The sequence below is a fragment of the Neisseria arctica genome, assembly GCF_022870905.1.
GTDB lineage: Bacteria > Pseudomonadota > Gammaproteobacteria > Burkholderiales > Neisseriaceae > Neisseria > Neisseria arctica.
On record NZ_CP091510.1, the window covers coordinates 917,840 to 942,457 of the forward strand.

Below are 24,618 nucleotides of genomic sequence, written 5' to 3' on the forward strand. Positions count from 1 at the left end.
ACATGGAAAAAGTACGTTTTAAAGTCTATCGCTATAATCCTGATGTGGATGCAAAGCCATATCTTAAAGATTACGAGATCGAAATCGAGCCTACTGATGTCAAATTGCTTGATGCTTTGGTTAAGTTGAAAGCGCAAGATGATACCTTATCGTTCCGCCGCTCTTGCCGCGAAGGTATTTGTGGTTCAGACGGCATGAATATCAACGGTAAAAACGGTTTAGCATGTTTAACTGATATTCGCAGCCTGAAACAGCCGATTGTATTGCGCCCTCTGCCCGGGTTGCCTGTTATCCGTGATTTGATTGTGGATATGACCCAATTCTTCAAGCAATATCACTCGATTAAGCCTTATGTGGTAAATGATGAGCCTGTAGATGCCAATAAAGAGCGTTTGCAAAGCCAAGAGGACCGGAAAGAGCTGGATGGTTTGTACGAATGTATTTTGTGCGCCTGCTGTTCGACAGCATGTCCGTCATTCTGGTGGAACCCGGACAAGTTTGTAGGTCCTTCAGGCTTATTGAATGCTTACCGTTTTATCGCAGATACCCGCGATACCATTACCAATGAGCGTTTGGATAACCTAAATGACCCATACCGCCTGTTCCGCTGCCACACTATTATGAACTGTGTGGATGTGTGTCCGAAGCACTTGAATCCGACCAGAGCCATCGGTAAGATTAAAGAAATTATGTTGAAACGGGCAATCTGACCATATGGCAAAATTTGACGAAACTGAGAAACGGCGTATACGTTTTCAAACCCGTCGAGGACTGCTCGAGCTGGATATCCTGCTCGGGCGGTTTATGGAAAAAGAATTCCAACACTTGGGTGATGATGAGTTGGCAGTGTTTGTTGAAATTTTAGATTTGCCGGATCAAGAGTTTTTAGCCTTGGTAAATCGGAAAGAAACAACGGACCAACTGCATTTTATCCCGCTTTTGGAAAAGATCAGGAAGGCTTGAGGATTCTGTTCCAACAGGCCGTCTGAAACACACTATGCAGTTTTCTGCATTGTATTCAAATAAGAAAATAGGAGTTAAAGAGATGTCTAAAACCATCAAGTTGCAAGTTGAAGGCCAAGAAGCATTTGAGCTGCCGGTTTTGGAAGGTACCTTAGGCAACGATGTTGTCGATATCCGTACTTTTACCAAAGAAACAGGCATGTTTACTTTCGACCCAGGTTTTGTTTCTACAGGCAGCTGCGAATCGAAAATCACGTTTATTGATGGCGAAAAAGGCCAGCTCTATTACCGCGGTTACCCGATTGAGCAACTTGCGGAAAATAGTGACTATCTCGAAACCTGCTATCTGCTGATTTTCGGCGAATTGCCGACAGCCGAACAAAAAGCCCAATTCGAGCATACCGTAAGCCGCCACACTATGGTACATGAGCAGTTGACTTGGTTCTTCCGCGGTTTCCGTCGTGATGCACATCCGATGGCTATGATGGTAGGTGTGGTGGGTGCATTGGCTGCATTCTATCAAGATAGCTTGGATATCAATAATGCGGATCACCGTCGTATTGCAGAGTTCCGTTTGATTTCGAAAATCCCGACAATCGCTGCAATGTGTTACCGTTATTCAAACGGTTTACCGTTCAACTACCCACGCAATGATTTGTCTTATACCGCAAACTTCATGCACATGATGTTTGCAACACCATGCGAAGAGTATCAACCTAATCCGGTATTGGTGCGTGCACTTGACCGTATCTTTATTTTGCATGCTGATCACGAGCAAAATGCTTCTACTTCTACCGTGCGCTTGGCCGGCTCTTCTGGTGCTAATCCGTTTGCATGTATTGCTGCCGGTATTGCGAGCTTGTGGGGTCCCGCACACGGTGGTGCTAATGAAGCTGTGTTGAAGATGCTGGATGAAATTGGTGATGTATCGCGTGTTCCTGAATTTATGGAAGGCGTGAAAGAGCGTAAATACCGCTTAATGGGTTTTGGTCACCGCGTTTACCGTAATATGGATCCGCGTGCTAACATTATGCGTGAAACTTGTTACGAAGTGCTGAAAGAACTCGGCTTGGAAAATGATCCGAAGTTCAAATTAGCGATGGAGTTGGAGCAAATTGCTCTGAACGATCCTTATTTCGTTGAACGCAAACTGTATCCCAATGTGGATTTCTACTCAGGTATCGTATTGTCTGCATTGGGTATCCCGGTTTCTATGTTTACCGTTATCTTCGCCTTAGCGCGTACAGTAGGTTGGATTTCGCATTGGCATGAAATGATTGCCGATCCGGGTCATAAAATTAGCCGTCCGCGCCAGCTTTACACCGGTGCAGTCCGCCGTGATTATGTTCCGGTAGATAAACGTTAAACTGCAAACCCGAATACAAATTAAAAATAGTTAGTTCAGAAGCCGTCTGAACCCGTTCAGACGGCTTTAACTATAAAATTGAAGTTATGTAAAAGTGCGGACAGAAGCTGCCATACCCGAATACGGAGAGTAGAATAAGCATATTTTCAAATATAAATGTTTGAAAATAGGCCTATTCTACTCTTTATTTTTGACCAACAAAGGGCTTTAGCCATGATGGACGACAAACAGAGTTTTTCTTATTTATTTGGATCAAACGCACCTTATATTGAAGAGCTTTACGAAAATTACCTCAACAATCCAGACTCAGTAGATGAGCATTGGAAACAATATTTCGGGCAATTGCAAACTCAACCGGGCGCGGTTGAGCGTGATGTTGCCCACCGTCCGATTCAGGAATCTTTTATTAATTTAGCCAAGCGTCCGCCTGTTGCGGCAGGAGTGGATCCTGCTTTATTGCAAAAACAGGTATCGGTTTTACGCTTGATTTCGGCATACCGTATCCAAGGCTCGGGAGCAGCTGATTTGGATCCGTTAAAACGGGTATCCCAAAGTAATGTGGATGCATTGGATCCAAAATATCACGGCTTAAGCGATGCCGATATGGCTGTACAGTTTAACATTGGCCAAGGCGATTTCTGCGGCAGTGAAAAATTGCCTTTGTCTGACATTATCAGCAAATTAAAACAAACGTATTGCGGTAATATCGGTGTCGAATACATGCACATTTCAGATGCTAATGAACGCCGTTGGATTCGCAAACAATTCGAAACAACTCTTTCTACACCGCAATATAGCGCAGATGAAAAACGCCGCATTCTGAAGCAGCTAACTGCCGCAGAAACACTCGAGCGTTACCTGCATACCAAATATGTAGGACAAAAACGTTTCTCCGTAGAAGGAGGCGAAAGTGCTATTGTCGGTTTGAATTATCTCATTCACAACGCAGGCAAAGACGGTGTGGAAGAAGTGATTATCGGCATGGCGCACCGTGGCCGTCTGAATGTATTGGTGAATACTTTAGGCAAACTTCCGCGCGATCTGTTTGCCGAATTTGAAGGCCGTGCAGAGGCGCTTTTGCCTAGCGGCGACGTTAAGTACCATATGGGTTTCAGTTCGGATATCGCTACGGCGAACGGTCCGATGCATGTTACTTTGGCCTTTAACCCTTCGCATTTGGAAATCGTCAATCCTGTAGTTGAAGGTTCGACCCGTGCCAAGCAGCGCCGCCGCGGAGAAGAGGGCCACAAACAGGTATTACCTGTTCTGATTCACGGTGACTCTGCATTTATCGGCTTAGGTGTTAACCAGGCGACCTTTAACCTTTCCAAAACCCGCGGATATATGACGGGCGGTACAATCCATTTGGTGATTAACAACCAAATCGGCTTTACTACTTCCGATACCCGTGATGTGCGTTCGACAACGCACTGTACCGATATTGCCAAAATGGTTGAGGCGCCGATTTTCCATGTCAATGCGGATAATCCTGAAGCAGTATGTTACGTAATGCAAATTGCTATGGATTACCGTCGTACCTTCAATAAAGACGTGGTTATCGATTTGGTTTGCTACCGCAAACTCGGCCACAACGAAGGTGATGATCCGTACCTGACTCAGCCTATGATGTACAAAAAGGTTGCCCAACACCCGGGCACTCGTGCGTTGTACGCAGAAAAACTGGTAGCGGAAGGTGTAATCAAAGCCGAAGATGCCGAAGAATATATCCAAGAATACCGTAATGCTTTAGACAAAGGCGAGCATGTAGAGCAAACCCGCCTGTCTGATTATGAAAGCAAACATCGTGTTGATTGGTCGAAGTACAACGGTAAAGATTGGCGCGAAGAAGTGGATAGCAGCTTGTCTGCCGCAGATATCAAACGTTTGGCAGATAAATTTACCCAAGTACCGGAAGATTTGGCTTTGCACAATACGGTGAAAAAAGTATTGGAAAGCCGTAAGGCTATGGCTGCCGGCGAACAGCCGATTGATTGGGGCATGGCGGAAACATTAGCATATGCCGGCTTGGTAACGAACGGTATCGGTGTGCGTATTTCCGGTGAGGATTCCGGTCGCGGTACTTTCTCCCACCGTCATGCAGTATTGCATGACCAAAATCGTGAAAAACGCGATGCCGGAATATATGTTCCTTTAGCTCATATGGCAGAAGGACAAGCCGACTTTGTCGTTATCGATTCAATTTTGAATGAAGAAGCCGTAATGGCTTATGAGTATGGTTATGCCTGCTCAGCACCTGATAAATTGGTGATTTGGGAAGCTCAGTTTGGCGACTTTGCCAACGGCGCCCAAGTTGTAATCGACCAGTTTATTTCTTCCGGCGAAACCAAATGGGGACGTTTGTGCGGTTTGACAACTATTTTGCCGCATGGTTATGACGGTCAAGGACCTGAGCACTCTTCGGCACGTTTGGAACGTTGGTTACAACTTTGTTCTGAGCACAACATGCAGATTGTTATGCCGTCTGAAGCTTCGCAAATGTTCCATATCCTGCGCCGCCAGGCTTTACGAACTTATCGTAAGCCATTGGTTATTTTTATGTCGAAACGTTTGTTGCGCTTTAAAGATTCAATGAGCCCGCTGGAAAACTTTACGGAAAACTCTACCTTCCGTCCGGTTATCGGCGATGCGGTTGAACGTAAGGATAACGGCAGCGTAAAACGTGTTGTGATGTGTTCGGGTCAGGTTTACTATGATTTGGCTAAAGCTTGTGCCGAGCGTAACCTTACCGATGATATCGCTATTGTACGTATTGAACAGCTGTATCCGTTCCCGTATGCAGAAGCTCAAGCCGAATTGGAGAAATATCCGAACGCAACCCAAATCGTATGGGCGCAAGAAGAGCCGAAAAACCAAGGTGCGTGGTATCAGACCCGCCATCGCTTGGAGCGTTTATGCAAAGAAGGACAGCAAGTTTCTTTTGCCGGACGCCCAAGCAGCGCCTCTCCTGCAGTAGGTTACATGAGTAAGCACATTGCCCAACTGAAGCAGTTGGTAGATGATGCATTGGAATTGAACTAACGACTATAAGGCCGTCTGAATGTTCAGACGGCTGCATACCAAACTGGAGAACAAAATGATTGTTGAAGTAAAAGTACCTGTATTATCAGAAAGCGTTTCAGAAGGTACGCTGATGAGCTGGCATAAAAAAGTCGGTGAATATGTTGAGCGTGATGAAATCCTGATTGATGTAGAAACCGATAAAGTTGTACTTGAAGTGCCTTCTCCCCAAGCAGGTGTATTGGTAGAAATCATTGCGCAAGATGGCGAAACAGTTGTTGCAGAGCAATTATTGGCTAAAATCGATACCGAAGCCGCTAAAACAGAAGCAAAACCCGCTACTGAAGCTCCCGCTCAAGCTCAAACCGAAACAGCTGAAACCGCACCTGTATCTTCCAATGCTCAAGCCGGTGTGGCCATGCCGGCTGCTGCCAAACTAGCTGCCGAGAAAGGTGTTGATATTGCCGGCGTACAAGGTTCAGGTCGCGACGGGCGAGTGTTAAAAGAAGATGTGCAAAATGCACAAGCTGCTCCTAAAGCGACAGCGGCAGCACCTTCGGCTTCTGTACCGGCCGGTGCACGTCCGGAGCAGCGTGTGCCGATGAGCCGCTTGCGCGCCCGTGTCGCGGAGCGTTTGTTGGCTTCACAACAAGAAAATGCAATTCTGACTACCTTCAATGAAGTTAACATGAAGCCGGTTATGGATTTGCGTAGCAAATATAAAGAACAATTCGAAAAAGAGCACGGCGTGAAGCTGGGCTTTATGTCGTTCTTTGTTAAAGCAGCTGTAGCGGCATTGAAGAAATACCCGGTCGTTAATGCCTCTGTTGACGGCAATGATATTGTTTATCACGGTTACTTTGATATTGGTATCGCCATTGGCAGCCCGCGCGGTTTAGTTGTGCCGATTTTACGCGATGCAGATCAAATGAGCATTGCTGATATCGAGAAAGCCATTGTAGATTATGCAGTTAAAGCAAAAGACGGCAAGATTTCTTTGGATGATCTGACCGGTGGTACTTTCAGTATTACAAACGGAGGTACTTTCGGCTCAATGATGTCTACGCCGATTATCAATCCACCCCAATCAGCGATTTTAGGTATGCATGCGACTAAAGAGCGTGCCGTCGTTGAAAATGGCCAAGTCGTTGTCCGCCCGATGATGTATTTGGCACTTTCTTACGATCATCGCATTATTGACGGTCGTGAAGCCGTATTGACCCTGGTAGCTATTAAAGATGCTCTGGAAGATCCGGCCCGCTTACTGTTGGATCTGTAATTTGTTTTCAGACGGCCTTTGTAGTTTTATAAGGCCGTCTGAAAAACAATTGGATCCGGCCTAAATTTAAAGGGAACGGCATGAGATATGCTGCATTGACATTTGTTTTACTGTTGGGCGCTTGCGCAAGTTGGCAGGGAAAAGAATATGCTGTTGGCGCTTATACTGCTAGCGGACAACCTGTAAACAAACATTTTAAAATCAACAGTAATAAAGCCGGTATTGAAGTGGCTCGGGATTCATTGTGTAAGGTATATCCGAATGCAATCATCCGTGTCTACAACAATATTACCCGGCAAGAGGTAGTTGAATACAGCCCGTATTCATGCCGTACCCGACGTTAATAGCTCAGGCCGTCTGAAAAACGAACTAAAATCGTTTTTGAATAAGTGCCTGAATCAAATTATGCAAAGGATTTTTGATGTCTCAATTTGATGTAGTAGTAATTGGTGCCGGCCCCGGCGGTTATATTGCCGCTATCCGCGCAGCACAACTTGGTTTTAAAACTGCGTGTATCGATGCAGGAGTAAACAAAGCTGGAGATGCTCCTGCTTTGGGTGGTACTTGTCTGAATGTAGGTTGTATTCCGTCGAAAGCATTGCTGCAATCATCAGAGCACTTTCATGCTGCCCAACATGATTTTACAGAGCACGGCATCAGTGTTGACGGATTGAAATTCGATGCCGCGAAGATGGTCGAACGCAAAGACGCTATCGTTACCAAATTGACAGGCGGTGTGAAATTCCTTTTCCAAAAAAACAAAGTAACCAGTTTGTTCGGTAAAGGCAGCTTCAAGGGCAAAAACGGTGATTTATGGCAAATTGAAGTTGACAACAACGGTGAAAAAAGCGTGGTTGAGGCCAAACAAGTGATTGTCGCTACCGGTTCCGTGCCACGCCCTCTGCCTTTGATTGATATTGATAACGTTAATGTGTTGGATAACGAAGGTGCATTGAACCTGACGGAAGTGCCGAAAAAACTAGGCGTAATCGGCTCGGGTGTTATCGGTTTGGAAATGGGTTCGGTGTGGAAGCGTGTTGGTGCTGAAGTAACTATTCTCGAAGCTATGCCTATATTTTTGGCAGCGGCTGATCAGCAAATTGCCAAAGAAGCCCTTAAAGTCTTTACCAAAGAACAGGGCTTAGACATTAAATTGGGCGTGAAGCTTAATGAAATTAAAAATGTTGAAGGCGGTGTGTCGGTAAGTTATGAAGCGGCAGGCGAACAAAAAACCGAAACATTTGATAAATTAATCATTTCTATTGGCCGTATTCCGAATACTGAAGGTTTGAATGCCGAGGCTGTCGGTTTGGAAAAAGACGAGCGCGGATTTATTAAAGTAGACGGAGAATGTCGCACCAACCTGCCTAATGTATGGGCAATTGGCGACGTAGTACGCGGTCCGATGCTTGCACATAAAGCCAGTGATGAAGGCGTTGCTGTTGCCGAGCGTATCGCCGGACAAAAACCGCATCTTGATTTTAATACCATTCCTTTCGTTATCTACACTGATCCGGAAATCGCATGGGTGGGTAAAACTGAGGAACAGTTAAAAGCTGAAGGTGTTGAATATAAAAAAGGTACGTCAAACTTTGGTGCTAATGGCCGAGCATTAGCCTTAGGAAAAGCCAAGGGCCTGATTAAAGTTTTGGCAGATGCCAAAACCGATCGCGTACTGGGTATCCATATGATCGGCCCGGTTGTGAGCGAATTGGTAGCAGAGGGTGTGATGAGTATGGAATTCTCTGCCAGCAGCGAAGATATTGCCCGCATTGTACATGCGCACCCGACTTTATCCGAAGTGATGCACGAGGCTGCATTAGCTGTAGATAAACGTGCTTTACATGGATAAGCAATATTAATTTTAACTAGCCGTAATCTGACAACAGGCCGTCTGAATTATCAGCCGGCCTGTTTTATATGTTATATAATGCTGTAAAGCTATTGTTATCTAAAAAATAATTGGAATTGTGTATGGGGTTGCGGTTGTTAAAGTAGAATGGGGGGCAGGCCATCTGAAAAACATTAAATTTATTTTTGATGAATATCCTGCGAAGTATTACCCGTATTAATACCTATAAGCCGCTACTGTTTGTTAGATTTTATTATCAGAAAATCAATAGACTACTGATTATTTATAGCTGTTTCTTATTCAAAACTTGGTAATTTCATGATTAGTAAAGAAGCACTTGGGATTTTATTTTTGCCGGCGGGCATACTGAGTATGTGTATGGCGGCTTTATGGCAGATGTATATTGTAGTAACTGAAAGTTACCCGCTCAATCGTTATAAAGAGTGGCGGTTGGTTGGTGTTGTAACCGCTTTATTTTTTAGTTTCAGTATCGCCATTTATTGGTTTTGCCCGAATGCCCGTAAAAAAGGCATTATTTTTGCGTTATTGGGTGTAGGTGGCGTATTGATGTATATCTTGGCAAAAATATGGCTGCCGTGGAAAGAGTAATATTTTATATGCTTTAGCAAGTTTGTTTGTTAAATCTGTATAAATAGAATTTCAATGTAATTCAGATGATTAGTATGAATAGCTTTGATTTTTTGTGATAATGTTACTTTCAATGCTTGACACATATTTTCTTGTTCGGTATAGTTCTCATCTCTCGACGGAGAATTGGCTGAGAGGCTGAAGGCACACCCCTGCTAAGGGTGCATGTGGGCTGAAACCTGCATCGAGGGTTCGAATCCCTCATTCTCCGCCAGTATTATTGCAAATCCCACTACTTTTTAGGTAGTGGGATTTGCTTTTCTTTGGCTGGTTTGTTCGAGTGAAGCAATTAAGTAAGCAAATACTTACTTGGCAAGCTACTTTCAAACTTTCTTATCTGATTTTACCCCGTATTTATTTGAGGAATTATCTTGGATAAGAAAAGGGTTGCCTTGGTTTGTTACTTAGTCTGATTATTATTTTTCCCATTAATTCCAATAAATAAATTCGTTTTAAATTATTACAAATTATCCGTTCTATTGTATATTCTTTATCGCATCCATTGTATGCGTATAAGCAAAATAAGCTTGGCGTATAAACTGCTTTGCGGCAGTGATATAATGTAAAAAATTTCCCTGAAAGTTCGTTTAAAGGATAAATAATGGCAAACGTATTAGTTGTACCTGTTTCTACCCGTTCCGATGGTTGGGCAGTCACTCAGGCTGTTGCTTCTGCCCTGCCTAATGCGACTACCTACCGTGCTTTTGATGATTCGGGTGTGGCCGAGCGTTTGATTAGCGCCGGCAAAAGCGATGACTGGTTTGATATGTTAGTTGCGCGTGTAGGCGAGCTTGATGCTGAAAATGTAGTTATTAAAGGTATTAAACCCGATGCCGAACGAGTATTCTTGTCTACTAAGAATCTTGAGTTGGCTTTATCTTTTGATGCTGCCGTAGTATTTGCCGTTTATACCGCCAACAATGATGTGGAGTGTGTGGCAGAGCGTTTGAATTTGGCTAAGCAGGAATATGTTACTGCTCCGGGCTTGTTGGCCGGTTTTGTGCTAGATGGCGGTGACGAAGGGGCAGGTGCGACTATTGCCGAGAAAACAGGGTTAACTTATTTCGGTTCCAGTGAAAACATTAAAAATGCCGATTTATTATTGAAGAAATCGGGCGGCCGAATGTCTCCGGCACAATTCCGCGTCAATATGATGGAGTCTGCCAGCAAAGCAAATAAACGCATTGTTTTGCCGGAAGGTGCGGAACCCCGTACTGTTCAGGCTGCGGCTATTTGCCATGAAAAAGGCATTGCCCGCTGTGTGTTGTTGGCACCACGAGCCGAAGTAGAGGCAGTTGCGAAAGAACGCCATATAAAACTACCTGAATCTTTGGAAATCATTGATCCGGCAACTTTGGTGGAACAGTATGTAGAGCCGATGTGTGAATTGCGTAAGAGCAAAGGCCTGACTCCTGAGCAGGCACGCGAGCAATTGCAGGATACGGTTGTACTAGGTACTATGATGATGGCGCAAAATGATGTCGACGGTTTGGTATCCGGCGCCGTGCATACAACGGCCAATACCATTCGCCCCGCTTTGCAGCTGATTAAAACGGCTCCGGGCGCCAGCTTGGTTTCAAGCGTATTCTTTATGTTATTGCCTAATCAAGTATTGGTATATGGTGACTGTGCAGTAAATCCTGAGCCTACTGCCGAACAATTGGCTGATATTGCCATTCAGTCTGCCGATTCTGCAAAAGCTTTCGGTATCGAACCAAAAGTAGCGATGATTTCTTATTCTACTGGTACTTCTGGCAGTGGCCCCGCGGTAGAGAAGGTTGCCGAAGCAACTAAAATTGCTCAAAGTAAGCGTCCTGATTTAGCTATTGACGGTCCGCTTCAATATGATGCGGCTACCGTACCGAGCGTAGCCAAATCTAAAGCGCCTGATAGCAAAGTGGCGGGGCAGGCAACCGTATTGGTATTCCCTGACCTAAACACAGGTAACTGTACTTACAAAGCTGTACAGCGTAATGCGAATGTCTTGAGTGTTGGCCCTATGTTGCAAGGTTTGCGTAAACCGGTCAATGATTTGTCGCGCGGTGCGTTGGTAGATGACATTGTGTACACTATCGCTTTGACTGCAATCCAAGCAGTACAAATGGCTGAATCTTAATCTGCTTTTTTAATACAAATTTACGGTGCGTGCCTAGGATTTTGACAAGAAGTATTTAGATTGCAACCTATGTGATTTAATGTGTAAGATATTGTATATATTAGTTTTTAATATGCTGTCTGAAATTGATTTTGATAAGGTGTGATGTATTGAGAAGATAAATAGAAATCATTTTAAAAAGACCAATAAAAAGGCCGTCTGAAATTTTGGCTGTGATTTCAGACGGCCTTTTATGAAGAGGCTGTTAGTTACTGCTTTAATACATAGGCCAGAGCATATTTTCTGCCGTTGTCGTCGCTCTCCCAGTAAACACCTTGGATTTCAGGTTCGAAGCCGGGCAGTTCGTTTACACTTTCTTCCAATGCACGGAAGTAGGCTAATACGGCTCCTCCCCAGATTTCTCCGGGTACGATACAAAGTACGCCCGGAGGATAAGGAAGGGCGCCTTCAGCGGCAATACGGCCTTCGATCAGGCTTAAAGGTACTAAATCGATATCGTTGCGAACATAGGCATGATGCGTTTCAGACGGCATTAGTTTTGTAGCCGGCCATTTGTCTCTCCGGAACATGTCTTGCAGCAATTGATTTAATTGATGTTTGCGGTAAAAGTCGTGCATACGTTGGCACAATTCCTGAATCCGCATATTTTGGTAAATAGGGTATGCGGCGGCAAGGCTAGGAAGCATTTCGCGCACCAAAGTATTGGCTTCGTAAAGTTCTTCGAAGCGGGCGATGGTTGCAACCAAATGCTGGAACTTGGCCATGTTTTCCGCCGGAGTCAGTAGAAACAAAATTGAGTTTAAATCTGCTTTTTCGGGAATCAGTGAGCGTTGGCGGAGATAATGCGCCAATACGGAAGCAGGAATACCGCTGGGCTCATACTCGCCTGTTTCACGGTTGATTCCGGGGGTTGTAAGCAGCAGTTTGCAGGGGTCGATGAAGTATTGATTTTCTGCATAGCCGTCGAAGTCGTGCCAAGAAGCATCTTTTGCAAAGCGGAAGAATGAAATATCGTCGACCATATCTTCACTTTCGTAATCCTGCCAAGGTTTGCCGTGAACGGTAGGAGGAACAAAAGGTTTGATAAGTTTGCAGGTTTGCAGCAGCATTTTCCGCGCTTCGATACCACCAAGTACACATTCACGCCACATACGCTGTCCGGCTTTGCCTTCGTGCATTTTGGCGTTAACGTCCAGCGATGCAAACAATGGGTAAAACGGGCTGGTGGATGCGTGCATCATGAAGGCATTGTTAAAGCGTTTGTGGTTGCAGTATCGTGCTTGTTTGCTAATGTGATTGTCTTTTTTATGGATTTGCGAAGTTTGTGAAAATCCGGCCTGTTGTTTGTGCACGGATTGGGTAACTAAAATACCGGGATCATTCTCATTTAATTCAAGCAATAAGGGGGAGCAATCGCGCATCATGGGGATGAATTGCTCGTAGCCTACCCACGCCGAATCAAAAAGGATGTAATCGCATAAATGGCCGATCCGATCAACCACTTGGCGCGCATTGTAAATTGTGCCGTCGTAAGTACCCAATTGGATGACGGCTAAGCGGAATGGGCGTGGGCTATCGGCACGCTCGGGGGAAGCTGCCCTGATGCGTTTGCGAATAGAGGTTTCGTCAAAATCATTTTCTGGAATTCCACCGATTAGTCCGTAGGCATTTCGGGCTGTCTGCATATAAACGGGGATGCCGCCGCTCATTGTTAATGCGCCGTGATGTACCGATTTGTGGTTATTGCGGTCGAATAAAACCAAATCACCGGGTGCGACGAGTGCGTTGATACATACTTTGTTAGCGGCAGAGGTGCCGTTTAGAACAAAGTAGGTTTTATCGGCATTGTAAACTTTGGCGGCATGTGCCTGTGCGGTATAAGCCGGGCCTTCGTGAATCAGTAGGTCACCTAGGCGTACATCGGCGTTACATGAATCGGCACGGAATAATGTTTCTCCGAAATAAAGGAAAAAACGCCGGCCCGAAGGGTGTTTGCGGAAAAATTGGCCGCCTTGATGACCGGGGCAGTCGAAAGCGGCATTTCCATAATCGGTATAGTCTTTGAGGGCTTGGAAAAAAGGCGGGTCTAGGGAATCGATGTAGTCGGATGCGGCAGCGTTGATGAGCTGGCCGTTATAATATTTTTGATCCAGTGAGAGTTCGATCACTCCATATACTTCAGGAAGCCACTCGGCGGGTACGCTTTGACCATATTCCACAGCGGCAAAAATCGGTATGGCGAAGCCGAGCCGTTCTAATTCTTCCCACACCGTAGGCAGATCTTCGATTGTGGCCACTACTGCACATACATTGGTGAAATCGGTAAGATTGATATCCATTGTTTTGTAGTCGGCTTCAAATGCGAATTCAGTCCCTTTGCTGGCTGCGATTTTCATGGCTTTCCTTTGCAGAGAGTGATGGTGGAAATTTAAGAGAATAGGGCAAAGATTCTAGAGTGTCTATTTCTTTTACAGGTTTGTTATGCGCTTTGTTTTGTTATGAGCATACTTGATTATGAGGCCGTCTGAAAAAGAATGAGTAAAGGCAATCTTTAGTTATAAGCTTCTTGCCGCCTGTCTTAAATGTACATATGCCGCGTTTTGAATTTTCAAGTCGCGGCATGTGATGGATTAATGATGATTTATTTCAAGCAGGCTTTTAACCATTGTTGGCGTTGCATCGGGGTAAGCAATTGGTAAAAACGGTGCTGGATTTTTAATTCGCCTATTGCGAAATCCATACTAGGCATATAGCGGGCTTGGATATAATCACGGGCAGCGTTTTCGTTAAAGCTTTCCGCGGAAAGCAGCCGCATCAGTGTAGGATGGCGGAAGCGGCTGATACGGTTATTTTTGCTGTTGGCTTGGTCGAGTTCGCGTTTGTAATCGTAACGGATGGTGCGCAATTGGTTGCGCTGTTCCGGAGTGAGAGAAAGCTGGCGGATATCGCAATTGGGTTGGAAATCATCCAAGGGTGCTGATAAGGGGGTGGCAGATAATAAGCTGGCACTACTGAACAAAGCACCAAATAATGTGGTTTTGATAACAAGCGGACGGAGCGGATGAAAGTGCAGCACAGTTGTTTTCCCTATCATTCAATCTATTGAGGAATGTAGCCGATGGGCGTGTGAAACACGGTATAATGGCCGTAAACTTGCGTAAAACCGCATTATCAACCAAAGCTGCGGTACTGTCTAATAAATTAATAAGGTATTACGGTACTGCAAACGGTATATTGTAAATCATATGCCGCCTGAAAAATGGAGAATACAAACGTGACAAATTACCGTATCGCCCCCAGTATTTTATCTGCAGACTTTGCCCGTTTGGGTGAGGAGGTTCGTGATGTTATTGCTGCGGGAGCAGATTTAATTCATTTTGACGTAATGGATAATCATTATGTTCCTAATCTGACTTTCGGACCGATGGTATGCGAGGCCTTAAAACCATATGCTACCGTGCCTATTGATGTTCATTTGATGGTGGAACCGGTAGATGATTTGATCCAATCGTTTGCTAAAGCAGGGGCCGATATGATCACTTTCCATCCGGAGGCAAGTCGGCATGTCGACCGTAGTTTGAGTTTGATTAAAGATGCCGGATGCCAGGCTGGTTTGGTATTGAACCCGGCGACACCTGTTTATCTGTTGGAAAATGTATTGGAGCGGCTGGACATGGTGTTATTGATGTCGGTTAACCCGGGCTTCGGAGGCCAAAGTTTTATTCCGCAAACCTTGGTTAAAATACGCCAAGTACGGGATTTACTGGACATGTATGAAAGCGAGAGCGGGCGCCGCATTGCTTTAGAAGTAGACGGGGGGATCAAGGTCGATAATATTGCCGCTATTGCAGATGCGGGCGCAGATACTTTTGTTGCCGGATCAGCTATTTTCGGTCAGGCCGACTATAAAGCGGTGATTGATCAGATGCGTACGGCCTTAGCATAAGTAGCTAAACTAGCTTGAAATAGATTGTGTAATAAATCTACAGATACCTGCCGATCAATCGCGGCAGGTATTTTTGTGCCATTCAAAAGATTCGGTCTTGTTTGAAAGCTCATATTTTAAGAGATGTGTGCAAATCATATAAAATGACAAAAAACAAGCAAAATTGTTAAAGCCTGTTAATTTAATATTAAGTGTCAAAAATACATCTAATTATAATTTAAAATATTAAATAAATTTTTTAATTGAAATAAATATTTATTTTATTCCTGTTTTTATTGAGTTTGCTTTCCATGAAACTGAAAAAAACCTTTGACGATTGACAACAATTTCCGTATTTTAGATAGCCTAAAGATTAACTAAATACACTTGCCCGCATTACCGTAAATCTCAAGTATTTTTATTACACTTGATGATGTTTGAAGCAGATGCAAGAGCGGCAGCCTCTACAACAATTTGCAGGAAAGGTTCATTATGTCCATGCTGTATGATCGTACACTGGAAAAAGAAAATTGCGGATTCGGCCTAATCGCCAATATTGATGGCGAACCAAGCCATAAAGTGGTTCGTACCGCTATTCTCGGCTTGTCACGTATGCAACACCGTGGCGCCATTCTTTCAGACGGCAAAACAGGTGATGGCTGCGGTTTGCTGTTGCAGATGCCTACCACGTTTTTCCAAACCGTTGCCAAGGAAGAAGGGTTTTCGTTAGCGCAAAATTTTGCCGTCGGACAAATTTTCCTGCCGCAAGACGAAGCATTGGCACAACAATACATTGCCATTATCAATGAAGAGTTGATAAATGAAACCTTAAGTGTGGCGGCGTGGCGTGACGTACCTACCAATGTATCGGTATTGGGTTCTATTGCCGCTGCCGACATGCCCAAAATCAAGCAAGTGTTTATCAATGCGCCCAGTGGCTGGCGTATTCAAGATGTACAGCGGCGTTTGTTTGTAACCCGCCGCCGTATTGAGAAACGCATTGATCATGATGATTTCTATATCTGTAGCCTCTCAAACAGAACTATTATCTATAAAGGCTTGTGCATGCCTAAAGACTTGCCCAAGTTTTATCTGGACTTGGCCGATTTGCGTATGCAGTCAGCAATCTGTTTGTTCCATCAGCGTTTTTCAACCAATACTATGCCGCGCTGGAAGTTGGCCCAGCCGTTCCGCTATCTTGCGCATAATGGTGAAATCAATACGATTTCTGGGAACCGCGCATGGGCACGCGCACGTGCTTATAAATACCGCACACCGTTGATTCCCGATTTGGCAACTGCTGCTCCGTTTGTTAACGAAACCGGCTCCGACTCGAGTTCGCTTGATAATATGCTGGAGCTATTTGTTAATGGCGGTATGGATTTGTTCCGTGCTATGCGTCTGTTGGTGCCGCCCGCATGGCAGCAGAACCCGGATATGAGCGATGATTTGCGCGCATTCTATGATTTCAATTCCATGCACATGGAGCCATGGGACGGTCCGGCCGGCATCGTGCTTTCAGACGGCCGTTACGCAGCTTGTAACCTCGATCGCAACGGTTTGCGTCCGGCACGTTATGTCATCACCCAAGACCGTTTGATTACCATTGCTTCGGAAGTAGGTATTTGGGACTACGCCCCTGATGAAGTGGTAGACAAGGGCCGCGTCGGCCCCGGCGAATTACTGGTGATTGATACCGGCAAAGGCAAGCTGATGCATTCTCATGAAATTGATGATGAATTACGTGCGCGCCACCCTTACCGTAGTTGGTTGGATAAAAACGTACAGCGCCTGATTCCGTTTGAGCAATTGCCGGAAAACGAAGTGGGCGAAGCGAATATGGATGCTGAAACGCTTGCCGTATATCACAAGCAGTTCCTTTACGATCTTGAGGAATTGGAAAGTACCGTGCGCGTGATGGGCGAGAACGGTCAGGAGCCTGTAGGTTCGATGGGTGATGATGCGCCGTTTGCCGTATTGAGTGAACGCCCACGCCTGATGTACGACTATTTCCGTCAGTATTTCGCCCAAGTAACCAATCCGCCTATCGATCCATTGCGAGAAGCACATGTGATGAGTTTGGCTACCAGTATCGGCCGTGAGATGAGCGTGTTTTTCGAAGCTGAAGGCATGTCGCATCGTGTAAACTTCAAATCGCCGGTTCTGTTGTATTCCGATATGCAACAATTATTGCGCTTGCCTGCCGAACACTATAAGCATGTTGTACTTGACATGGTTTACAGCCCAGATGAGCGTAACCTCAAAGAAGCCTTGGAAAAACTTTGTGATGATGCCGAAGCAGCGGTACGCGATGGCGCCGTATTGTTGGTATTGTCTGATAAAAATATTGCCAAAGACCGCCAGCATATCCCTGCTGCACTTGCCGTAGGCGCAGTACAAAATCGCTTGGTAGCAACCAACTTGCGTTGTGATGCCAATATCATTGTAGAAACAGGTTCTGCCCGCAATCCGCACCATTTCGCAGTATTGATCGGCTTGGGTGCGACTGCTGTTTATCCGTATCTGGCTTATGAAAGCTTGGGGCATATGGTAAATGTGGGGGCGATTACCAAACCGCTGCGTGTTGTTATGGCCAACTTCCGCAATAGTGTGAATAAAGGTTTGTACAAGATCATGTCGAAAATGGGTATTTCCTGCATTGCATCCTATCGTGCAGCCCATTTGTTCGAAGTGGTTGGCTTCAGCAGCGAAGTTACCCGTTTGTGTTTCCCCGGCATTACCAGCCGTGTAGAAGGTGCGACATTTGCCGACCTGCATGAGCAGCTTTGCAGCCAACGCAAGCGTGCATGGCAGCGTAGCAAAGGCATTGACGCGGGCGGCTTGCTCAAGTTTAAACCTCAAGGCGAGTATCACGCTTACAATCCTGAAGTGGTTAATACTATGCAGGCGGCTTGCAATAGCGGAGATTACAGCAAATACCGTCTTTATGCCGATGCGGTGAACAACCGCCCTGTAACCACCATCCGTGATTTATTACGCTTGAAAATCGAAGGGCGTGAGTCTATCGCTATTGATAAAGTAGAACCAGCCGAAAACCTCTACAAGCGTTTTGACAGTGCGGCTATGTCAATTGGTGCATTAAGCCCTGAAGCGCACGAAGCATTGGCAATTGCGATGAACCGTTTGGGTGGGTATTCCAACTCAGGTGAAGGCGGTGAAGATCCCCGCCGTTATGGTACTGAAAAAGTATCTCGGATCAAGCAAGTCGCGTCCGGCCGCTTCGGCGTAACGGCGGCCTATCTGATGAGTGCCGATGTTATTCAAATCAAAGTGGCTCAGGGTGCGAAGCCGGGCGAAGGAGGCCAGTTGCCCGGCGACAAAGTAACGCCTTATATTGCACAGCTTCGCTATGCTGTGCCGGGTTCTACCTTGATTTCTCCGCCGCCCCATCACGATATTTATTCGATCGAAGATTTGGCACAGCTGATTTTCGATTTGAAACAGGTAAATCCGAAGGCTTTGGTATCGGTAAAACTGGTATCGCTGCCCGGAGTCGGTACGATTGCTACCGGTGTAGCCAAAGCTTATGCTGATTTGATTACTATTTCGGGTTATGACGGCGGTACGGGAGCAAGTCCGCTTTCCAGCGTGAAATATGCCGGTTCTCCTTGGGAACTCGGTTTGGCCGAAGCGCAGCAGGCTCTGGTAGAAAATAATTTGCGTCACAAAATCCGCCTGCAAGTAGATGGTGGTTTGAAAACCGGTTTGGATATTGTGAAGGCCGCTATTTTAGGAGCTGAGAGTTTCGGTTTCGGTACGGGCCCGATGATTTCTTTGGGTTGTCGCTATTTACGAATCTGTCATCTGAACAATTGCGCTACCGGTATCGCTACCCAAGACGATACTTTACGCAGCAAGCATTATCACGGGTTGCCTGAAAAGGCGATGAACTATTTCAAATTTATCGCACAGGACGTACGCGAGCTGATGGCTGAGTTAGGCGTGGAAAAACTCACCGATTTAATCGGCCGTACAGATTTGTTGGAAATCGTTGAAGGTAAAACTTCCAAACAGCGCGGTTTGGATTTAAGCAAGTTGCTGTATGCGCCTAAAGTGCCGGAAGGCAGCGCGCGCTATTGCACGCAGACTAACGAACCGTTTGATAAAGGCTTGCTGAACAGGGCGATTGTAGAAGAAACTCGAGAAGCATTTGTTTCGGGTGGTAGTATTGATGCGAGTTTTGATATTACCAACGTAGACCGTTCTGTAGGCGCTACACTTTCCGGTATGGTTGCTGAAAAATACGGTAACCGTGGCAATGCCGAACAAACGTTTAACCTTCATTTCGACGGTACGGCGGGCCAAAGCTTCGGCGTATGGCTGGCCGGCGGCATCAATCTGACACTGACCGGCGATGCCAACGACTATGTCGGAAAAGGTATGGCTGGCGGGCGCATTGTGATTAAACCGCACAATGGTGCTGCGTTTAAAGCCGAAAAAGCCACTATTGCGGGTAATACCTGTTTATACGGTGCGACCGGTGGCGAATTGTTTGCATCAGGTCGTGCCGGCGAGCGTTTCGCCGTGCGTAATTCGGGAGCAACTACGGTAGTAGAAGGTATCGGCGATAACGGTTGCGAATACATGACCGGTGGTGTGGTAACGGTATTGGGTAAAACCGGTATCAACTTCGGCGCAGGTATGACGGGGGGTTTTGCTTATGTACTTGATGTTGACGGCTGTTTCCAAGGCCGTATCAATCCTGAAATGGTAGAAGGATTGGGTATTGAAGATTTACCAATGCATCAAGAACATTTGCGCGGCCTGATCGAGCGTCATGTGAGCCTGACCCACAGCCGTATCGGCGAGGAAATATTGGCAGATTGGGAAAACTATATCGGTAAATTTGTTCTGGTAAAACCCAAGGCAAATGATGTGGATGCACTGCTGGGACACAAACGCCGAACCGTAACCGAGCTACGGTTGGTAACTCAGTAAGTGCCAAAGTTCAGACGGCCTGAAAAATTTAAACAGGCCGTCTGAAAAGACTGCTTGATTGGATAAAGGTATTATTTTTGAACCGACTTCAGCCAATTTCGCATTAAATCGATTTCAGGCCGCTGGGCCGCGATAATGGATTCTGCTAATTTTCGGGTTGCCGGATTGGTGCCGTAGCGAAGTTGTATCTCCGCCATATCGATTGCCCCTTGGTGATGTGGAATCATAGCTTGGGCAAATGCAATATCGGGATCGGGATGCTTCGCCGCATCTGCCATAGCATGATGTTGGTTTAAACCCAGATATGCTTGGGTATGAGGATAGGCTTTACCGGAAGGCGGGGTAGTCGTCGGATGCTGTTTTAGCCAGTTGGACATTGTCTCGATCTCAGCCTTCTGGGCGGCAATAATATTTTTTGCCAGTTTGCGCATGGTTGGATCTTGGCCGTATTTAAGCTCAATCTCAGCCATGGCGACAGCTCCTTGATGATGGGGAATCATACCCGCATTGAAAGCAGCGTCTGGATTGGCGATATATGCCGCTTGATTCATACCGTGATGCATATGTTCCATGCTTTGCAAATAGGCTTGGATATGCGGTGCGGTACCGTTTTTCTGGATGTGATACCCGTTGTGCATTGAGGCGGGCTGTCCAGGTATATGGCAGGCAGAAAGCAAAATGGCTGTGGCTAGATTGGAAATTAACAAGATTCGGTTTTTCATCGGATTTTCCTGAGTTGGTATGATCGGGAGAAGCAGTATTAAAAGCATAAGGTCTAACCCCCGGTTAAGGTCAAGCAGCGTAAAACGGGTTTGTAAAACATTTAGGTAGATTATCCAACGATTACATAATCGGTTGCCTTTCCTGTTTGTGGGAGGGTAGACGTCAAAATACAAGGAACACCACTATGAGTGAACGTGAAAACGTATATCAGTTTATCGACCTGCCGCGTGTCGATCCGCCGAAAATTCCCTTGAATACGCGCAAAACCAGTTTCGTAGAAATCTATCAGGCTTTCAGCGACAAGCAGGCGCAAGCGCAGGCAGACCGTTGTTTGGCTTGCGGTAATCCGTATTGTCAAAACAAATGCCCGCTGCACAACAATATTCCCAATTGGCTGCGCTTGGCTAACGAAGGACGTATTATTGAAGCGGCGGAGCTGGCTCATACTACGAATAGTCTGCCGGAAGTATGCGGACGCGTCTGCCCGCAAGACCGTTTGTGCGAGGGCGATTGCACCTTAAATGCAGAGTTTGGTGCGGTAACGATAGGCAATGTGGAAAAATACATTACCGAAAAAGCCTTTGAGATGGGTTGGAAACCGAATCTGCATGATGTACCCAAAGCAGGTAAAAAAGTAGCCGTTATCGGTGCTGGGCCGGCCGGTTTGGGTTGTGCCGATGTGTTGGTTCGTAACGGTGTAGATGTGACCGTATATGAGCGTCAACAGGAGATTGGCGGTCTGCTTACCTTTGGTATTCCTGCGTTTAAGTTGGAAAAAGAAGTGATGGTACGCCGCCGTGAAGTGTTCGGCGAAATGGGCATCGAGTTCAAGCTGGGCGTGGAAATCGGTAAAGACATCGGCTTGCAGGATTTGGTTGAACAATACGATGCGGTATTCCTCGGCGTCGGCACATACCAAGGTATGAAGGCCGATATTCCGAACGAACATGCCCAAGGTGTATATTCCGCGTTGCCGTTTTTGATTGGTAATACCCAAAATTTACTCGGATTGCCAAGTGCGGACTATGTCAGCATGGAGGGCAAACGCGTGGTTGTATTGGGCGGAGGCGATACCGCTATGGACTGCGTCCGTACTTCAGTGCGTCAAGGGGCGGCAGAAGTTACCTGTGTTTACCGTCGAGATGCGGCTAATATGCCGGGTAGTAAAAAAGAGTTTACCAACGCTAAAGAAGAAGGTGTGGCTTTCCAATTTAATGCCCAACCGGTTGCGATAGAAGCAGATCCGGTTGCCGTTGAAACCGATGCTACAGGTAAGGTTACCGGTATCCGTATTGTGAAAACCCGTATGGGTGAGCCTGATGAAAAAGGCCGCCGCCGTGCCGAAATTATTGAGGGTAGTGAGGAAGTTATCGATTGCGATGCGGTTATTGTGGCATTCGGTTTCGCACCGCATGAAATGCCGTGGCTGCAAAGCGTCGGTGTGACAACCGATAACCGCGGCCGTATTGAAGCGCGTGGTATTTATAAGCAGCAAACCGCCAATCCGAAAGTGTTTGCAGGAGGAGATATTACCCGTGGTTCGGATTTGGTCGTTACGGCTATTGCCGAAGGCCGGGATGCAGCCGAGGGTATTCTGGATTATTTGAATATTTAATTTATTTTAAATATTTGTTTTTAATGAGTTATAAGGCCGTCTGAAAGTTTAGGCGGCCTTTTTATCAAGATTTAATACACATTACACGATACCGGATAGTATCTGTATAATTTTATTTCAAGAGATATAAATCAAATGATTTTCAGACGGCCTTATTTATAATGCCGTCTGAAAGTATTTATACGACAAGACAACCTCCAGTCATAAGGAACGACAAGATGAGCAGTTCTGTTATTACCGTGATCGGTAAAGACCGTATCGGTATCGTTTACGATGTATCCAAACTGTTGGCCGAAAACCAATTGAATATCCTAAACATCAGCCAGCAGCTAATGGATGATTTTTTTACCATGATTATTTTGGTTGATACGAAAAAATGCCCGAAAAGCCGCCGGGAAATCTTAGATTTATTTGCAGAAGAAAGCAAAAAACTTGCTTTGGATATCCGTATGCAAAATGAAGAGATTTTTAACGCTATGCACCGTATTTAAGGGGATGTGATGCAAACGAGTATTCACTCCAACGAAATTTTGGAAACCGTCAAAATGGTGGCGGATCAAAACTTTGATGTCCGCACCATTACCATCGGTATCGACTTGCATGACTGCATCCATCCCGATATCGAGGTATTAAACCAAAATATTTACAATAAAATCACTACAATCGGTAAAGATTTAGTAGCTACGGCAAAGCATTTGTCGGCTAAATACGGTGTTCCGATTGTCAACCAACGTATTTCGGTAACGCCGATTGCACAAATTGCCGCGGCAACCGGTGCCGATAGCTATGTGAGCATTGCCCAAACTTTGGATAGGGCGGCAAAAGCCATCGGCGTATCGTTCATCGGCGGCTTTTCCGCTTTGGTGCAAAAAGGAATGTCGCAGGCAGACGAAGTATTGATCCGTTCGATTCCCGAAGCGATGAAAACCACTGATATCGTGTGTAGCTCGATTAATATCGGCTCGACCCGTGCGGGCATCAATATGGACGCAGTGAAGCTGGCGGGGGAAACCATTAAACGAACGGCAGAAATTACACCGGAAGGTTTCGGTTGCGCCAAAATCGTGGTGTTTTGCAATGCGGTGGAAGATAACCCTTTCATGGCAGGTGCATTTCACGGTTCGGGTGAAGCGGGGGCAGTGATTAATGTCGGCGTATCCGGCCCCGGCGTAGTGAAAGCGGCTCTGGAAAATTCCAATGCGGTTACTCTAACTGAAGTAGCCGAGGTGGTGAAAAAAACCGCCTTCAAAATTACCCGTGTCGGTGAGCTTATCGGTCATGAAGCCAGTAAAATGCTGAATATTCCTTTTGGCATTTTGGATTTATCACTTGCTCCGACACCGGCGGTGGGTGATTCGGTGGCGCGTATTTTGGAAGAAATGGGCTTGAGCGTATGCGGTACGCACGGCACTACGGCTGCTTTAGCTTTGTTAAATGATGCCGTGAAAAAAGGTGGCATGATGGCATCAAGCGCGGTAGGCGGCTTGAGCGGTGCTTTTATTCCCGTATCGGAAGATGAGGGTATGATTGCTGCTGCCGAAAGCGGTGTGCTCACATTAGATAAATTGGAAGCCATGACCGCGGTTTGTTCGGTAGGCTTGGATATGGTGGCGGTACCGGGCAGCACGTCGGCGGCTACCATTTCCGGCATTATTGCGGATGAAGCGGCCATCGGTATGATTAACAGTAAAACAACTGCCGTACGCATTATCCCCGTGCCGGGTAAAGATGTCGGCGATAGCGTGGAATTCGGCGGATTGCTGGGCTATGCGCCGATTATGCCGGTAAAGGAAGGTAGCTGCGAAATATTTGTAAACCGCGGTGGGCGGATTCCCGCACCGGTGCAATCCATGAAAAACTGATAAAACCGATGATGATATGAGGCCGTTTGAATATTTTTCAGACGGCCTTTTTAATCGGCTGCATATATTGGCTTTGCTTTTTATATTTGATCCATATATCAGCTAGAATGGGGGCTGTTCCCCTGATGGTTGTTCTTATCAAATGTCATTTTATTTGCAAGGCCGTCTGAAAGGCATACGAACTATTTATTGTCATATCCATTTATACAGGGTAACTTGCTATAATGCGACGGACAATACAGTTGTCTTTTGCCTGACGGGTTACCCTAAGCAAAGGATTCTGCTGACTTGC

The 24,618-nt window shown here is 45.9% G+C and carries 17 protein-coding genes and 1 tRNA gene; 15 read left to right on the forward strand and 3 right to left on the reverse strand.

The genetic code is table 11. The annotated features are described in order from the left end of the window. Positions 1–2 precede the first annotated feature (2 nt). The 10 genes from LVJ86_RS04065 to pta all read left to right on the forward strand — a co-directional run bounded on the left by LVJ86_RS04065 (position 3) and on the right by pta (position 11,242). Complete coding sequence (locus LVJ86_RS04065; protein ID WP_047760539.1) at positions 3–710, forward strand: succinate dehydrogenase iron-sulfur subunit; 708 nt, start codon at positions 3–5, stop codon at positions 708–710. Positions 711–714: 4 nt separating this feature from the next. Next, complete coding sequence (locus tag LVJ86_RS04070; RefSeq protein ID WP_047760538.1) at positions 715–963, forward strand: FAD assembly factor SdhE; 249 nt, start codon at positions 715–717, stop codon at positions 961–963. A gap of 82 nt (positions 964–1,045) precedes the next feature. After that, positions 1,046–2,329: a citrate synthase gene (gene gltA, locus LVJ86_RS04075; protein WP_047760537.1), complete on the forward strand. Its 1,284-nt coding sequence runs from the start codon at positions 1,046–1,048 to the stop codon at positions 2,327–2,329. A gap of 213 nt (positions 2,330–2,542) precedes the next feature. After that, positions 2,543–5,368: a 2-oxoglutarate dehydrogenase E1 component gene (locus tag LVJ86_RS04080; RefSeq protein WP_047760632.1), complete on the forward strand. Its 2,826-nt coding sequence runs from the start codon at positions 2,543–2,545 to the stop codon at positions 5,366–5,368. Between the two features lie 55 nt (positions 5,369–5,423). Beyond that, positions 5,424–6,626 (forward strand): 2-oxoglutarate dehydrogenase complex dihydrolipoyllysine-residue succinyltransferase, encoded by a 1,203-nt coding sequence (odhB, locus tag LVJ86_RS04085; RefSeq protein ID WP_047760631.1) that lies wholly within the window; start codon positions 5,424–5,426, stop codon positions 6,624–6,626. A gap of 80 nt (positions 6,627–6,706) precedes the next feature. Further along, positions 6,707–6,970: a hypothetical protein gene (locus LVJ86_RS04090; RefSeq protein WP_047760536.1), complete on the forward strand. Its 264-nt coding sequence runs from the start codon at positions 6,707–6,709 to the stop codon at positions 6,968–6,970. A 77-nt stretch (positions 6,971–7,047) separates the two neighbouring features. Further along, positions 7,048–8,478 (forward strand): dihydrolipoyl dehydrogenase, encoded by a 1,431-nt coding sequence (lpdA, locus tag LVJ86_RS04095; protein ID WP_047760535.1) that lies wholly within the window; start codon positions 7,048–7,050, stop codon positions 8,476–8,478. A 321-nt stretch (positions 8,479–8,799) separates the two neighbouring features. Continuing rightward, on the forward strand, positions 8,800–9,087 hold the full coding sequence (locus tag LVJ86_RS04100) for a hypothetical protein (RefSeq protein ID WP_047760630.1): 288 nt from the start codon (positions 8,800–8,802) through the stop codon (positions 9,085–9,087). A gap of 159 nt (positions 9,088–9,246) precedes the next feature. After that, positions 9,247–9,340, forward strand: a tRNA-Ser gene (locus tag LVJ86_RS04105). 387 nt (positions 9,341–9,727) lie between these two features. Continuing rightward, a complete protein-coding gene (gene pta / locus LVJ86_RS04110; protein ID WP_047760534.1) occupies positions 9,728–11,242 on the forward strand; it encodes a phosphate acetyltransferase in 1,515 nt (504 codons plus the stop codon). Positions 11,243–11,490: 248 nt separating this feature from the next. Here pta and speC read toward each other — a convergent pair whose 3' ends face one another. Continuing rightward, positions 11,491–13,638: an ornithine decarboxylase gene (speC, locus tag LVJ86_RS04115; RefSeq protein WP_047760533.1), complete on the reverse strand. Its 2,148-nt coding sequence runs from the start codon at positions 13,636–13,638 to the stop codon at positions 11,491–11,493. 245 nt (positions 13,639–13,883) lie between these two features. Next, the gene (locus LVJ86_RS04120; RefSeq protein ID WP_235284585.1) at positions 13,884–14,318 is read right to left on the reverse strand and encodes a Spy/CpxP family protein refolding chaperone; all 435 of its coding nucleotides are present in this window, start codon (positions 14,316–14,318) and stop codon (positions 13,884–13,886) included. A gap of 198 nt (positions 14,319–14,516) precedes the next feature. Here LVJ86_RS04120 and rpe point away from each other — a divergent pair, with 198 nt between their 5' ends. After that, complete coding sequence (gene rpe, locus LVJ86_RS04125; protein WP_152667034.1) at positions 14,517–15,188, forward strand: ribulose-phosphate 3-epimerase; 672 nt, start codon at positions 14,517–14,519, stop codon at positions 15,186–15,188. Between the two features lie 471 nt (positions 15,189–15,659). Beyond that, complete coding sequence (gene gltB / locus LVJ86_RS04130) at positions 15,660–20,126, forward strand: glutamate synthase large subunit (protein ID WP_200900163.1); 4,467 nt, start codon at positions 15,660–15,662, stop codon at positions 20,124–20,126. Positions 20,127–20,197: 71 nt separating this feature from the next. Here the strand turns inward: gltB and copM are convergent, their stop codons facing one another. Then, positions 20,198–20,848 (reverse strand): CopM family metallochaperone, encoded by a 651-nt coding sequence (gene copM, locus LVJ86_RS04135; protein WP_047760531.1) that lies wholly within the window; start codon positions 20,846–20,848, stop codon positions 20,198–20,200. Positions 20,849–21,033: 185 nt separating this feature from the next. On the opposite strand from copM, the gene LVJ86_RS04140 reads away from it, so the two are divergent. The 3 genes from LVJ86_RS04140 (at position 21,034) to LVJ86_RS04150 (ending at position 24,326) form a co-directional block, all read left to right on the forward strand. After that, complete coding sequence (locus tag LVJ86_RS04140; protein WP_047760530.1) at positions 21,034–22,464, forward strand: FAD-dependent oxidoreductase; 1,431 nt, start codon at positions 21,034–21,036, stop codon at positions 22,462–22,464. Positions 22,465–22,682: 218 nt separating this feature from the next. Beyond that, positions 22,683–22,955, forward strand: coding sequence for an ACT domain-containing protein (locus LVJ86_RS04145; protein WP_047760529.1), 273 nt, complete (start codon positions 22,683–22,685; stop codon positions 22,953–22,955). A 9-nt stretch (positions 22,956–22,964) separates the two neighbouring features. Beyond that, complete coding sequence (locus LVJ86_RS04150) at positions 22,965–24,326, forward strand: PFL family protein (RefSeq protein ID WP_047760528.1); 1,362 nt, start codon at positions 22,965–22,967, stop codon at positions 24,324–24,326. The last annotated feature ends 292 nt before the right edge of the window (positions 24,327–24,618 follow it).

Bases quoted from the DNA above. Each gene is read 5' to 3' on its own strand.
- LVJ86_RS04065 (WP_047760539.1), top strand. From the start codon at position 3: ATGGAAAAAGTACGTTTTAAAGTCTATCGCTATAATCCTGATGTGGAT.
- LVJ86_RS04070 (WP_047760538.1), top strand. From the start codon at position 715: ATGGCAAAATTTGACGAAACTGAGAAACGGCGTATACGTTTTCAAACC.
- gltA (WP_047760537.1), top strand. From the start codon at position 1,046: ATGTCTAAAACCATCAAGTTGCAAGTTGAAGGCCAAGAAGCATTTGAG.
- LVJ86_RS04080 (WP_047760632.1), top strand. From the start codon at position 2,543: ATGATGGACGACAAACAGAGTTTTTCTTATTTATTTGGATCAAACGCA.
- odhB (WP_047760631.1), top strand. From the start codon at position 5,424: ATGATTGTTGAAGTAAAAGTACCTGTATTATCAGAAAGCGTTTCAGAA.
- LVJ86_RS04090 (WP_047760536.1), top strand. From the start codon at position 6,707: ATGAGATATGCTGCATTGACATTTGTTTTACTGTTGGGCGCTTGCGCA.
- lpdA (WP_047760535.1), top strand. From the start codon at position 7,048: ATGTCTCAATTTGATGTAGTAGTAATTGGTGCCGGCCCCGGCGGTTAT.
- pta (WP_047760534.1), top strand. From the start codon at position 9,728: ATGGCAAACGTATTAGTTGTACCTGTTTCTACCCGTTCCGATGGTTGG.
- speC (WP_047760533.1), bottom strand. From the start codon at position 13,638: ATGAAAATCGCAGCCAGCAAAGGGACTGAATTCGCATTTGAAGCCGAC.
- gltB (WP_200900163.1), top strand. From the start codon at position 15,660: ATGTCCATGCTGTATGATCGTACACTGGAAAAAGAAAATTGCGGATTC.
- copM (WP_047760531.1), bottom strand. From the start codon at position 20,848: ATGAAAAACCGAATCTTGTTAATTTCCAATCTAGCCACAGCCATTTTG.
- LVJ86_RS04140 (WP_047760530.1), top strand. From the start codon at position 21,034: ATGAGTGAACGTGAAAACGTATATCAGTTTATCGACCTGCCGCGTGTC.
- LVJ86_RS04145 (WP_047760529.1), top strand. From the start codon at position 22,683: ATGAGCAGTTCTGTTATTACCGTGATCGGTAAAGACCGTATCGGTATC.
- LVJ86_RS04150 (WP_047760528.1), top strand. From the start codon at position 22,965: ATGCAAACGAGTATTCACTCCAACGAAATTTTGGAAACCGTCAAAATG.